At 40.8% G+C, this 12,592-nt stretch carries 18 protein-coding genes; 7 read left to right on the top strand and 11 right to left on the bottom strand.

What is annotated here, in order from left to right; translation table 11 throughout:
- Positions 1-9: 9 nt before the first annotated feature.
- The 7 genes from fliE to fliS form a co-directional block, all read right to left on the bottom strand.
- Positions 10-300, bottom strand: coding sequence for a flagellar hook-basal body complex protein FliE (gene fliE / locus AC1U9Z_RS00090; RefSeq protein ID WP_479955019.1), 291 nt, complete (start codon positions 298-300; stop codon positions 10-12).
- Between the two features lie 12 nt (positions 301-312).
- Positions 313-750, bottom strand: a complete 438-nt coding sequence (flgC, locus tag AC1U9Z_RS00085; protein ID WP_479955017.1) for a flagellar basal body rod protein FlgC — start codon at positions 748-750, stop codon at positions 313-315.
- 5 nt (positions 751-755) lie between these two features.
- Positions 756-1,154 carry a flagellar basal body rod protein FlgB gene (gene flgB / locus AC1U9Z_RS00080; protein ID WP_479955015.1) on the bottom strand — a complete coding sequence of 133 codons (399 nt, stop codon included), beginning with the start codon at positions 1,152-1,154 and terminating at the stop codon, positions 756-758.
- 383 nt (positions 1,155-1,537) lie between these two features.
- Positions 1,538-2,611, bottom strand: a complete 1,074-nt coding sequence (locus tag AC1U9Z_RS00075) for a DegT/DnrJ/EryC1/StrS family aminotransferase (RefSeq protein ID WP_479955014.1) — start codon at positions 2,609-2,611, stop codon at positions 1,538-1,540.
- A gap of 227 nt (positions 2,612-2,838) precedes the next feature.
- A complete protein-coding gene (locus AC1U9Z_RS00070; protein WP_479955013.1) occupies positions 2,839-3,222 on the bottom strand; it encodes a flagellar protein FlaG in 384 nt (127 codons plus the stop codon).
- Positions 3,223-3,240: 18 nt separating this feature from the next.
- Positions 3,241-3,660, bottom strand: coding sequence for a flagellar protein FliT (fliT, locus tag AC1U9Z_RS00065; RefSeq protein ID WP_479955011.1), 420 nt, complete (start codon positions 3,658-3,660; stop codon positions 3,241-3,243).
- Positions 3,644-4,033 (bottom strand): flagellar export chaperone FliS, encoded by a 390-nt coding sequence (gene fliS, locus AC1U9Z_RS00060; RefSeq protein ID WP_479955009.1) that lies wholly within the window; start codon positions 4,031-4,033, stop codon positions 3,644-3,646. Before fliS ends, fliT begins: the two co-directional genes overlap by 17 nt.
- A 153-nt stretch (positions 4,034-4,186) precedes the next feature.
- Here fliS and AC1U9Z_RS00055 point away from each other — a divergent pair, with 153 nt between their 5' ends.
- Positions 4,187-4,597 (top strand): flagellar assembly protein FliW, encoded by a 411-nt coding sequence (locus tag AC1U9Z_RS00055; protein ID WP_479955007.1) that lies wholly within the window; start codon positions 4,187-4,189, stop codon positions 4,595-4,597.
- Positions 4,597-4,830 (top strand): carbon storage regulator CsrA, encoded by a 234-nt coding sequence (gene csrA, locus AC1U9Z_RS00050; RefSeq protein ID WP_333529576.1) that lies wholly within the window; start codon positions 4,597-4,599, stop codon positions 4,828-4,830. Before AC1U9Z_RS00055 ends, csrA begins: the two co-directional genes overlap by 1 nt.
- A 98-nt stretch (positions 4,831-4,928) precedes the next feature.
- On the opposite strand, the gene fliD is transcribed toward csrA, so the two are convergent.
- Positions 4,929-6,743, bottom strand: a complete 1,815-nt coding sequence (gene fliD / locus AC1U9Z_RS00045; protein WP_479955003.1) for a flagellar filament capping protein FliD — start codon at positions 6,741-6,743, stop codon at positions 4,929-4,931.
- Between the two features lie 359 nt (positions 6,744-7,102).
- Between fliD and AC1U9Z_RS00040 the strand changes: the two genes are divergently transcribed.
- The 5 genes from AC1U9Z_RS00040 to AC1U9Z_RS00020 all read left to right on the top strand — a co-directional run bounded on the left by AC1U9Z_RS00040 (position 7,103) and on the right by AC1U9Z_RS00020 (position 10,547).
- Positions 7,103-8,713 (top strand): methyl-accepting chemotaxis protein, encoded by a 1,611-nt coding sequence (locus tag AC1U9Z_RS00040; RefSeq protein ID WP_479955001.1) that lies wholly within the window; start codon positions 7,103-7,105, stop codon positions 8,711-8,713.
- 255 nt (positions 8,714-8,968) lie between these two features.
- On the top strand, positions 8,969-9,376 hold the full coding sequence (gene mntA, locus AC1U9Z_RS00035) for a type VII toxin-antitoxin system MntA family adenylyltransferase antitoxin (protein WP_479954999.1): 408 nt from the start codon (positions 8,969-8,971) through the stop codon (positions 9,374-9,376).
- A complete protein-coding gene (gene hepT, locus AC1U9Z_RS00030; RefSeq protein WP_479954997.1) occupies positions 9,369-9,800 on the top strand; it encodes a type VII toxin-antitoxin system HepT family RNase toxin in 432 nt (143 codons plus the stop codon). Before mntA ends, hepT begins: the two co-directional genes overlap by 8 nt.
- Before the next feature lie 6 nt (positions 9,801-9,806).
- Entirely contained in the window at positions 9,807-9,938 is a 132-nt protein-coding gene (locus AC1U9Z_RS00025) for a Uma2 family endonuclease (RefSeq protein ID WP_479955334.1), read from the top strand.
- Between the two features lie 36 nt (positions 9,939-9,974).
- Positions 9,975-10,547, top strand: a complete 573-nt coding sequence (locus tag AC1U9Z_RS00020; RefSeq protein WP_479954995.1) for a class I SAM-dependent methyltransferase — start codon at positions 9,975-9,977, stop codon at positions 10,545-10,547.
- Positions 10,548-10,860: 313 nt separating this feature from the next.
- On the opposite strand, the gene AC1U9Z_RS00015 is transcribed toward AC1U9Z_RS00020, so the two are convergent.
- From AC1U9Z_RS00015 to AC1U9Z_RS00005, 3 genes are all read right to left on the bottom strand, one after another.
- On the bottom strand, positions 10,861-11,058 hold the full coding sequence (locus AC1U9Z_RS00015; protein ID WP_333529571.1) for a YjfB family protein: 198 nt from the start codon (positions 11,056-11,058) through the stop codon (positions 10,861-10,863).
- Between the two features lie 275 nt (positions 11,059-11,333).
- Positions 11,334-11,693 (bottom strand): PD-(D/E)XK nuclease family transposase, encoded by a 360-nt coding sequence (locus AC1U9Z_RS00010; protein WP_479955332.1) that lies wholly within the window; start codon positions 11,691-11,693, stop codon positions 11,334-11,336.
- 175 nt (positions 11,694-11,868) lie between these two features.
- The coding region (locus AC1U9Z_RS00005; protein ID WP_479954991.1) for an Rpn family recombination-promoting nuclease/putative transposase at positions 11,869-12,592 on the bottom strand (724 nt) is incomplete at its 5' end.

Below are 12,592 nucleotides of genomic sequence, written 5' to 3'. Positions count from 1 at the left end.
CAAAGCAGATTACAATTGCATTCTAGATATTTCTTGATAAGCTTCTACGATCTTATTTCTTACTTCCACGGCCAACTGCATGGTCAATTTTGCTTCCTGCATGGCCCCTGTTACCTGATGGATATCCTGAATTTCCCCCACCAGAAACCTTTGGGTCACTTCATCGGCCTTGATTTGAACATCATTTAATTTTTCTATGGCCTTATCTAATACCTCCCCAAAACCAACTTCCCCTGCGTACTTGTTATTAGTACTTGTCTCAGACACCGGCAAAGTCATGGGTACAGGCAAAATATTCATCGGTTACGCCTCCTAACCCCGGGAGATTTCTAAAGCTTTGAGGGCCATGCTTTTGGCCGCATTTAAAGCGGTAACGTTTGCTTCGTAAGTTCGACTGGCCGTAATCATATCAATCATTTCATTTACAATGTTGATATTGGGATAGGCTACATTCCCCTGCTCATCAGCCAGTGGGTGACTGGGGTCATTGACAATACGCGGCGGAGCAGAGTCCGCTACAATGGCCTTTACCCTGACACCGACCCCCTTCGGTTCCAGCCCGTTGGCCTGGAAGGTCTGCCGGAGTTGTTCGGCAAAAAGCGGTACCTTCCGGCGGTAAACCTGACTGTTTGGGTCATTGGGCCGACTGGCCATATTCATATTGGCAATATTATTGGAAATCAAATCCAATCTCAGCCGTTCAGAAGTCATACCCGAAGCACTGATACCAAAGGTATCAAATAATCCCATCGTCCCTACCTCCTACCTCCAATAACAGTCCCTAATAGACTGAAGCGATCAATAAGCCCCTGCGCAATGACATCATGTTGAATGGTAGTGGCGGCTAGATTGACCATTTCTTCATCAATGTCCACATTATTGCCATCAAAACGCATGGTTGTTTCTTTTACCTGCTTTACCTCGGGCTTTATTTCAGGGCCTACTACTCCGATATGCAAAGGATGTGTTCCCTTTAGTGGCGCACCGGTTTTTCCTATGGCCATCTGCAACTGATCCTCAAAGCTGACATAGGATTTTTTAAAACCCGGCGTGTTAATATTCGCAACATTATTGGCAATCACCCTCTGGCGCAAAGCAGTTGCATCCAAACCCTTCTGCAGCACAGTAAACATCGTGGTATCGAATATATTCATCAAAATCACCCTTATTTTTATTAAAACTTTCCTAAAGATTGATTGCGATATCATAGGTAAATAGACCTATATTGATGTTTAAAATAGCATAAATTATCTAACCTTGTAAAAATTCGACAATTTTACCACAAACCCCTTTACCCAATGATAATTTGTAATGTTTTTTTAATGTATTTTTGTGGGGAAATCATAAAACGTCTGTATAAAAGCACAGACGTAATAGTTGTTTCCTTTTTGTACTTTTCTAGATTAATGTTATTTATCGTCGAAATGTACTTACACATTATTTTATTTGAAAACAAGCTAACTTGTCTATGCTTATTTATACGACTTTGGTCCAGTATTAACTAGGACTAGCGTCTAATTATTTTGGTAATATTTTCCTACGTTCCGTTAACTATTTCAACAATTTTTTTAATGCTTTCTTCGTCAATTTTCGATCGTACCGGTAAATTAATCACCCGCCGGTAAAAATCTTCGGCCCTTGGACAAAGAGGGCCTTCGATGGTGCAGACATCCGGGTGCCCCTGCCACAGATAAATAGGGTGCAAATAAATAGGGTAGAATTGAACACTGGCAGGAACACCCTGCTGAATTAACCGCTCAACAATCTCCCGTCGCCTGTTGATAAGCTGCTCTCCCTTTAAAAGCACGGGGAAAGAATACCAGGCAGCATCCCCTGCCGCTTCCTTCTTGGGCAACTCCAGCCCTGAAAGTTCTGCCAGCCCGGCAAAGTATTTCTTTGCAATTTCCCTTCGCTGGGCCTGCATCTGATCAATTTTTGCAAGTTTCGGGAGACCCATGGCCGCTTGCAGGCTGGTCATTTGGTAATTAAAGCCTATTTCCTGGGCTTCGTAATGCCAGGGGCCTTCATTTTTTATCCATTCAGCTTGGTCAAGCATTAGGCCGGTATCACGAAATAAGGTCAGCCAGCGGTAATACTCTTGGGAATGGGTCGTTACCATACCGCCCAGTTCGGTGTAAACCCCCTGAGCATAGGAAAAATCAAATACTGTTAGTGGGCTAACTGTTCCTACTTTCCTGCCGCCATAGGTTGCACCCAGGGCTTGGGATGCATCTTCGATGATGACAATTTCCTTCTCTTGAATAATTTTTTCCAATTCAACCATGGCACAGGGTTGTCCCGCGTAATGGGTAGCAATAATCGCCTTGGTTTTATCCGAAATACGCCAACGAACTGCTTCGGGATCCAGCAGCCCGGTTTGTTGGTCGATATCGGTGTAGGTAGGCACAGCGTCTAAATAGCGAATGGCGTGAGCCACTTCTGGATGAGCATTGGGGGATAAGATAACCTCATCTTTATGACTTACCCCAGCAGCATAAAGGGCCGCATGTAGAGCAGCAGTGCCATTGGCTACCGCCACAGCATACTTAGCACCTATGACATGGGCAAAGGCCTCTTCAAACTCTTTGACGATTTTCATTCTTTTTTCCATCAACTAAACCCCTTTGCAGATTTTAGCAACTATTATTATAAGATGGATTGTTTCATTTAAACAACTGAAAATTAAAGGGAGTATCAAAGCTACTTGGAACAGTAGGCGATACTCCCTTTGAGTCATTTCGTGCCTTTATCATCCCGAGCGACAGCGAAGGATTTTAAGGCTTGATTCTACTTAATAAGATCCTTCGCTATCGCTCAGGATGGACTGGACAACACTCCCTAGGCAAACTTATCCACTACTAAACCAAGCACTTTTTTAAAATAGGCTACCATGTTTAATACTCTTTCCGGGGGTATTTCACGAATTACAGATTGATCCTTAGGGTTAATAATTTTGACAATATATTCCCCGCTTTTTTCATGCAGTTTAAAACGCAATTCCGTATTGTAAGTCTCCATGGTTTGGTTTAGCTTATCTATGGCCTGTTCTGCCTGGCCCTTATTAAATTCCCCTGACTTTTCTCCTGTTTCTGAAGGGTCTTGGAAATCCCTTCCTGGCTCCCCTTCCACTTTATCTATTTTTTGGGGGGCATCTTCCCTTAAAGCAGACTGCTGAGGATAGCCAATTGGTAAACCTGTAACCCCACCCAAACCCTCTATCATTTTTCTCCCCCTTATATTCTATTTTTTATTATCTATAAAGTAGCCATTGCTTTGCCTTTGGTGTGGATAATAAGCTTGTTGGATAACCTTACGATTCATTACATCTTTTATTTTCCCTTTGATAAGGGCCTGTGCTTTTGTTATGTTCTCTTTGTGTTGTGCATCAAGCGCGATGATCTCTTGGAGGATCCCTTGGATCTGAAGCTTTAGGTCTTGAATCTGCTTACTCTCTGGTGTTGCAAACAAGCTAATCTGCTGGTCAAGTTCATCAACCTGACCCATCAGTTCCTGACGCCTCGTTAGTAACGCATCTAAATCATTTACTTCGTCATCACCAATCGCACCGGACATCTCGTCGGTGACCCTCCATATACTTTGGACTAAACTTTTTTTATTTTGGTAAAAGGCTTCAAGTGTTTTGCTAGCCAAGGGAAACACCTGATTTTACTTGTTTCACGGCCTGTATCCAGGTGTCTCGGAGCTCCTCAGCAAATCCGGTAACTTCCTGAAGAATCTCATGATCCTTTTTTAGGTTCCCTTCCACCAGCCTGCGACTCATATAGTCATACATTAGCTCTAGGTTTTTTCCCACTTCCATACTGGTGTCCAGGGTATTCATGAGGTGGTTTACTATTTCCTGGGCATGGGTAATGGAATTATGGGCTAACTGGATATCCTTTTTGGTTATGTATCCCTGAGCCAGCTTTAGATCCTTCACCAGCCTATTATAAAGCATTGTGGTTAACTCCTCGGGACCAGCACTCATAATGGCATTTTGCTGGTAATTTTTATAGGGATCTTTGGCAATCATTGCTTTACCTCCATCCTCTTTCAATCAGCTATCAGAATGTTCCTTACAACACTGGTTTTCTATAGCTTTTTTCGGTTGTTTCTCAAGTTTCTTGAGTGTATTTATGGTACATTAGAAAGAAAACCTTTCAGTTTTTGCAAGGAGGCTTTTATTTTGGAGCAATCGACAAGGATCACCTTTGCCCAGGGTCTGCCGGGTTTTGAAAACCTGCGCCAATTTAGCTTGAGTCATGCCTTTGAAGGAACAGAACTATACTACTTGCAATCCCATGAAGAACCGGACATCTGTTTTCTCTGCATCAACCCTTTTCATTACACAAAGGGTTATGAATTTGTTTTACCGGCAACCATCCAAGAGGAACTGACAATAAAGCACTTGTCAGAGGTTGCTGTTTTCAACATCGTTACCATTAACGGTGGCCTGGAACAGTCCACTGTCAACCTACAAGCACCGATTATTATTAATACTGCCCTGGGAAAAGGTGCACAGGTGGTTTTAAATGATACTGTCCATAATATTCGAGCGTCCCTGAAAAATTTATTGCAAGGGACGGTGGCAAAATAATGTTAATTCTATCCAGAAAAAAGAACGATTCCATCCGTATTGGTGACAACATCACCATTACGGTAGTGGAAATTAGTGGGGATACCATTAAAATCGGTATCGATGCACCCAAAAATATCCAAATTATTCGCAGCGAATTATTAAAGGCAGTTGAACAGGAAAATAAAAGTGCTGCTTCTCCTCGGTCTGCGATTTTTGATCTGGCTCAATTAATTAAAGGTGACCAAAAATAAACCGGAGTGTCGCCACAGAAAACAAAAACACAGGGGGACGGTTCTTTTGTGTCGTTGAAAACGACACAAAAGAACCGTCCCCCTGTGTTTTCCTCGGCTTATTGGCCGCCCCCGAATTGCTGCATCAGCCAGGCATTTTGTTGGTTTAACTGATTGATTGCCTTTTCCATGGCAGAAAACTGCCGCCAATAACGGTCCTCTATTTGCTTGAGACGGGTTTCCCAAGTTTTGATATCATCATTGACATGGTCAATGCGTTTGCCTATATAACTCTCATCTATTTTACTACCGTGGGCCCCGGCTTTATCAATAATGGTATCTATACCAGCAGTGACATGATCTGAAAGTCTCTGGGCCACACCATTAGAACCAGTAAATACATTCATAACTCCCTGCAGGTCATTTTGGATCGCCTTTTTTAAGGTATCTTCCCTTATTTCCACCTTACTGGACATATAGTCCGCCGTAGTGACAATACCTAGCTTTGATAAGCCAACCATGGTAGCCCTTAGTTTATCCCGAACATCCTGTAGAGTCGTATCGTTGCGCAGCATACCACTGCGGGCATTTTCCTTCCATTGGTCAATCTGGCTATCTGTTAACTTTTCCCGTTGAACATCTGTGAGGGGCCAGGTATATGCTTTATAACGTTTTTCGGATAGTTTGTTATCAATGGTTTCGATAAGTTTATTGTATTCATCGACAAATCCCTTGATGCTATTGTATACCGCATCATTGTCGGTTTGCACCTTGATCATAGTGGTAGCACTGGGGTCTGCATTTTGCAGTGTATAGGTAACACCATTTAGGGTAAACTCGTTGGTTTTGTATTCGGTAATTTGTACGTTATCAATTACCACATCGGCGTTTCTGCCATTGGATATGGCATTGATTGCCGGGGTATCTTCATCCGTCAGCTTTAACTTCTGAGCTAGAGTGTTATTTACCACTTCCAACCCTTGATCTTCACCGGTTTTATTGGTAAACAGGAAAAAGCGATCAATGGTGTTATCATAGGAGGCCCGAACATCCCAGCTTTTCCCCCCTGAAACCTTAGCTGTCACTGCCTTTGTCTCATCCGGTTCATTGGATGTAATAACTAACTCTCCGGCACCACTTTTGGTCAGGGTTGCTCCTTCCGGTTTAATCTTATCAATAATATCTGAAATAATCGCATCCCCAGTTTTAAAGGCAGGGTCGGAAATATCATACAAGATATCTGCCTCAAGGTATGACTTTGCCAGGCTTTCCGATTCATAGCTAGAATTTGCCTTATTCCAAAGGGCCACTGTTTTATCACCAATGGTAATGGTTAACCCCTCTGCCAGGGCACTGTCAGCAAGCTTTAGGGTTTGCACTTGCTTTTCCGTGGCAGAGGCCCGCTGGGTGGTATTTAGAGACACCCCTGCAGAAGTATGGTTATTAATTCGCCCTACCAGATCATACATGCTTTCCGTTTTTGGGTCCAGCTTAAAGACCACATCGTTAACCACAAATTCCAAACCTTCTGTATAATTCGTGTCAAATTGGCCATTTAAGGTGGCAAGGTTTTCCTTCGAGCCTATTTTGGAACTGCTGGTTAAAGAGGCACTTTCCGCCAGATGATTGACCGTAATGCGATGGGTTCCCTCATGGGCCAAGGAACTGGCCGTCGCTTTGACGGAATTTTCATTCGATGAGCTAGCGGTTCTGGCCAGGAAAGTTGATTGTAGCTTCATGTTGAAAAGATTATTATCACGAAAGCTGCGAAAGGTTGAATTAATGGTTCTATAGTCCTCTTGCTGCCACTCCAAGACCTGCTTCTCTTGCAGCAATTTATCCATTTTCATGTTCTGGACTTTCATCAAGTCCCTTACAATTTGATCAACATCCATGCCGGAGGCTAAGCCGCCGATTCTCATAGAAGAAGACATCTCATCTACCACCTTCCCGTGAAACTCTACTTTATTTATCGGCAACTAAGTAATTTTCTTTAATAATTTATAGCAGGCAACCGATTTGAAATTAAAAAGCAACATGGTCGGCTTGCCTGTTTTAAGCATTGTGGAGGTAGCTTCTCTGGGAAAGGCAGAAGAATTGCTAATTAATCCCTTCTCATCTTCTTAATCAAAAAGTCATACAAAAGTAATTCATATTCGACAAATAACGTGATATAAAAAATAAAGAATAAAAATATAATATATACGCATCCATACTAAGGGTCATAAAATCCAAAAGTAAGTAATTTCCATAAAGTACATCTTAAATATTTTAAAATTATGGGGGTAAGTTTATGGGCATTTTTAAGAATTTAAAGCTAGGTACAAAAATAACGTTATGTTTTGGGGTAATTCTATGTATTCTTGTTAGTATTGGAGCCAATTCAATTTATACATTGAATACGATTTCTAAAAACTCAGACAAAATAGAACTGTATAATCAGAGAATTGATTTGCTTCGAGAAGCCAAAGGTGATTTTGGTATGGCGATCGCTTCATTCAGAGGGTATTATGCTTATGGTGAGGATAAATATATCGATTTATACCAAACGGAAATTCAGAAAACAAAGGGGCATTTGGAAGAACTTCTCATCATTGCTGAACAAGCAAACGCAAACAAGATTACCCAAATAATTAAAGATCTTAATGCTTATGATAAAAGGATTACCGAAGAGTACATCTTATTGGTGGAGAAATGGTATGAAACTTTTGAAACAAAAGATGACATTGCCAATGAGCTTTACGATGCTAAAATTACTAGTCTAGCTGGGGAATTAGTACCAGTTACTACACGGTTAACCGAATCACTAAATACCCTCATTGAAGGCAATGATCGTTTAATTAAACAAGAGACTAGCCAAATTGATACCTCTATGAAAAATGCTAGCGTTATGGCTATCAGCGCCATGATATTGTCTGTAATTATAGCAATATTCCTAGGCTTGTTAATAATCAGGAGCATTAAAGTCCCAGTTGTTCAATTATCACAAATTGCGGATAACATGGCCAACGGAGATTTTACTAAATCGGTTGTTATTAATTCTGGTGATGAACTTGGTGATCTTGGTAATTCCTTTAACAAGATGTCTGAAAACCTAAGGTTTTTAATTGGCGAAATAGTTGGTTACGGAACTAGTATAGCGGCCCACAGTCAGGAACTTGCGGCCAGTAGTCAGGAGATAAGTGCTTCTACCCAAGAAGCAGCCAGTACAACAAATGAGGTTGCAGCTATGTCTGAACAGGCCATGGATTTGTCTAACCAAACCCTGAATGAATCTAAAAAAATGTATGAACTGGCTCAAGAGGGAAATGTCTCTGTCAATGACACGATTCATATGATTAATGGGATTGCTCAGGTTGCTAGCGAAACAAGCAAGAGTATGGATTTCTTGGGGGAGATCTCAATTAAAATAGGAAGTATCACGGATACCATCACTCGGATTGCAGATCAAACTAATTTACTGGCCTTAAATGCCGCTATTGAAGCTGCACGCGCAGGAGAACACGGGCGGGGCTTTGCTGTTGTAGCAGAAGAGGTTAGAAAACTTGCAGAGCAATCGAGTACAGCTGCCAAAGAAATAGGGAATCTAATCAAAGATTCAACAAATACAGTAGATGAATCTGTTAACAATACCAGCAGAACCATGAAAGCCATCTCCGACGGTGTAAACCTAGCTGAACAGGCCGGGGTATCAATCACTAATATTATTACTGTCATGAATACAAATGTTTCTATGATAGAAAAGATTAGTACGGATATAAAACATGCTTCAATGGGAACTTCCCAGCTATCTGCTACTTCGGAACAAATAGCCTCTACCACCGAACAGATGGTAAGTGCCGTCCAGGAATTAGCAAGTATCGCCCAAAACCTCCAAGTCTCAGTTGAAAAATTTAGAGTTTAACCAATTTCTATGACCCTGCCATCTTTTAGCAGGGTCAAATTTATTCTGATACTAAAGCGGCAACGTAAGCAGGGGCCATCCCCTTCTGGGGGAACTAGAAGTCCCAAAGGGCTTGCGATTCCTCCCCTGAGCAAAAAGTTAGTAGGAAATTTTATCTTTTTAGAGAAGTATACAATTTAATACTAAGTCGGTTTTAGCGATAACAATCTATCAACGGCGCACGTAACAAGGCGGGTGGTTATTATAAGCAACCTTATGTTAATTGACGATAAAATTTTATCCGTTATCATACAATACTTGCAGGAAAAAATTTCACCCTATTTAATTGTCCTTTTTGGCTCAGTGGTAAAAGGAAATCTGAGGGAGAACAGTGATATCGATATTGCTTTTTTAAGTGACCAACACTTTAGTGACTATGAAATATTTATGTATGGCCAGAACCTTGCTGATAGGATAGGAAGAGACGTAGACTTGGTGGATTTAAATAAGGCATCAACCGTGTTTCAAACCCAGGTAATCAGTTCAGGAAGAGTTATTTACTGTGAAGACGAAAGGAAAAGAATGCAATTTTACATGCTTGCTTTAAAAAAATATGCCCGTCTAAATGAGAAACGTCAATGCATTTTTGATAAGTTAATGGAAAGAGGCACCATCTATGATTAATGATGTGATAATAAATAAGTCACAGGTTATGAAGCGTTGCCTGGATCGAATTAATGAAGAATATCAGGGGGATGTGCAAAATCTGTACAACTATACCAAGCAAGATTCCATTATCTTGAACCTGCAACGTGCCTGTGAAGCAGCTATTGATCTGGCCATGCATATAGTTGCGGAAAAAAACTTAGGCATTCCCCAGAGTAGTCGCCAGGCCTTTGATCTACTGTGCCAGTATAATATTATAGAAAAGGAACTAGCTGAAAGATTAAAAGCAATGGTTGGTTTTCGCAATATCGCAGTATATGATTACCAGACTATTAATCGAAACATAATACAAAAAATTATTGAATATCATTTGGGAGATTTTAAAATATTTACGAACAAACTATTGCAGATGTCACAAAACAGCAACAACAACTTCCTGTAGTAGCTAATCCCCCCTTCTAGGGATTATGTAAAAAAGCTGCATCTCTACGAAAAATACGGAGTCCGGGAGTATTGGATGACTAATCCACAAATGAAACCAATCATGATCTTTCGTTTAAAGGATATGAGCAAATTATAATAAAACACCACATTGATATTAAGGCGGTGAAATGAATTGTCCCACATATTTGATGCCAAGAAAAAGGCTAAATTAGATGACCCTCGAAGAAAGGAACTGATACCACAGAACAAGGTATTCTCCTATTTAGGGGTCAAAGCAGGGGAAGTAGTTCTGGATATGGGCTGTGGTATTGGTTTCCTGACACTGCCGGCGGCCCATACGGTGGGTGCTGGGGGATTTGTCTATGGCCTGGACATCCAGGCGGACATGTTGGTGGAAGCCTTAACCCGGGCTAAGCAAGAAAATCTTTATAATATCGCTTGGGTTTTAACCTACCCTGACAAAATTGCACTTCCCTCTGCCAGTGTAGATTGTGTTATATTAGGTATGGTTGCCCATGAAGTGCCTGATCTAGCACAATTGCTAGCTGAGTGCAGCCGAGTGCTTCGCCATGGTGGCAGGATTGGTATTGTGGAGTGGAACCAAACCTTCATCGAAATGGGTCCCCCCCTAGATCATCGTCTAAAACCAGAAACCTTACAGGATAACCTAATACAACAGGGATTTACTGACATAGCTGTTCACGATATCAGCCAAGGAGTTTATCTATTAGTAGGTATTCAATAAAAGAGACAAAAAAGCGGGGTCAGGCTTGCGTTATTGTGTTTTAATTTTGCAATAACGCAAACCTGACCCCGCTTTTTCTCAATTTCTCCTGGGGCCGTGGGGGCAAATCTCGAATTTTAGGAAATTTTTTTGGGGGGTACCCGGGGGTACCGCTTTTCTCTAGGATCAAAGTTCTTCATTAAAGAAAGCGCCTTCAGAAAGTAACACCACTTGCTATACTAAGTACTTATAAGGGGTATCATTTTGATAAAGTAAAACTGAGAGGTGAAAAAACTTGAGTTTCTTTACCGCCATTCTACTCGGGTGGCAACAATTATGCATAGTCATCTATATTATTCCCCAGGTAACCAAATGCTTCCTGGGGAATTGTATTCTCACTATTATCCATCATCTTGGTTAACAGGTTGCTGTTTTGTTCAGCTGTGTTTAGCGCCTTCTTCAAAACTGAAACACCAACATCCTGCTGTAGCTGAGCTTGATTCTTAATTATGGATAATGCTGCAATATCCATGAACAGCGCCTCCTATCGTTTCAATTAACACTCTTTGTTATTGTTAAAGTCCCAGTTGTCTAACAAACCTAGAAAAGACTCCATCTTTGTCGAATTTTGGGGGTACCGAAACTCTTCTTTATTAGTGAAGGAACTGGCAAAAGGCTGCTGTTCAGTTGAGGACATTCAACGAAAACTAAAACTTTTTTAATTTTTCATTGCCTCCTTTACTATACTTAATGCCTCATCAAAACTATTAGCAATATAGATTTTATTAATGATTTTATCCAAAATATTCAAGTCATTAATTTTTTTACTTCCGATTGTAGACTTAGAGACTGATCCTTAAATCTAGCATCAAGGTATTTACAAATGGAATCCACCATACCCTCGGTTCTTCCTTCCATTTTACCTTCAGCTTTACCTTCAGCCTTGGCACCAACTATCATGGATAGTTCATCCCTAGCGGCTTTTTCTCTAAGCTCATACAGCCTGCGTTCTTTTTGGTTCTTGAAGAAAATCTGTTCAATCGTCATAGCTTTGCGAATTCCGGGGTTTCCCATGGCAATTTCCTCCATTTCTTCTCCCTGAATATTATTTAAATAGAGTAGCCATTCCTCTAAGCTATTTTGCGGCTTCCTTTTTAGCTTCTTTATCTTCTTCCGATCCGAGTATCCTCCTAAAAGCGTAGTCGTTTGTACGGTTGATAGCTTTTATTTCCGCCAAAGAACTCACTTCTTTCCATACTACTTTTCTACAAATTATATCAGATAATTAGGTACTACTTAAGAGGATTGGTAAAAACACATTGCTTTAAACAGAAGTAGAGGTTTATTGGGTATCTTTTATTGCATCCTGAATTATATCTGCAGCTTCTTCCATGCGGTCGGTTTTGTAGATTTTCTTTATTATTTTATCCAATACAGCCAAATTATTGATGCCCTTTATTTTTTCCTGGAGACTAGTAGACGCATCAACAAATTTAGCATCGAGGTACATACAAATGGCATCCTGCGCCATTGCCTTCCCCTCTGCCAATCCTTCTGCTTTACCTTCTTCCTTAGCACCAACTACCATAGAGATTTCATCTCTGGCTGCTTTCTCCCTTAGTTCGTATAACCTACGCTCTTTCTTATTCTTAAAGAAGATTTCTTCAATCGTCATCGCTTTGCGGATGCCAGGGTTAGCCATAGCAATCTCCTCCATTTCTTCTCCCTCAAGATTGTTAAAATACATCAGCCATTCTTCTAATGAATCTTTGGGCTTCTGTCTTAGGTTGGTTATCTTTGGAAGTTCCAGCAGGTGGATTTCTATATCTTCGATAAGCAATTCTCCGGTCTGGTCTTCCCGGAGTCGGAAGGTGTGTTGGTATTTGTCCTTTCTCTTATTCTTATCCCAATAAAAGCCTAAAATATTAATTGTGATGGTTTTTCTAAGACCAGTAAAATTCTGTCCGCTGGTCAGTTGCCCATGGTATAACCCTGCCCAATAGAAAAGAGTTCGTTTCTCTATATGGTATGGGTTATTGACCTGAACTTCTATATTTATCAATGTA

The organism is Desulfotomaculum sp. (assembly GCF_982386235.1).
Note: the sequence above shows the minus strand (reverse complement) of the source record. Positions and strands in the feature narration are given on the sequence as shown.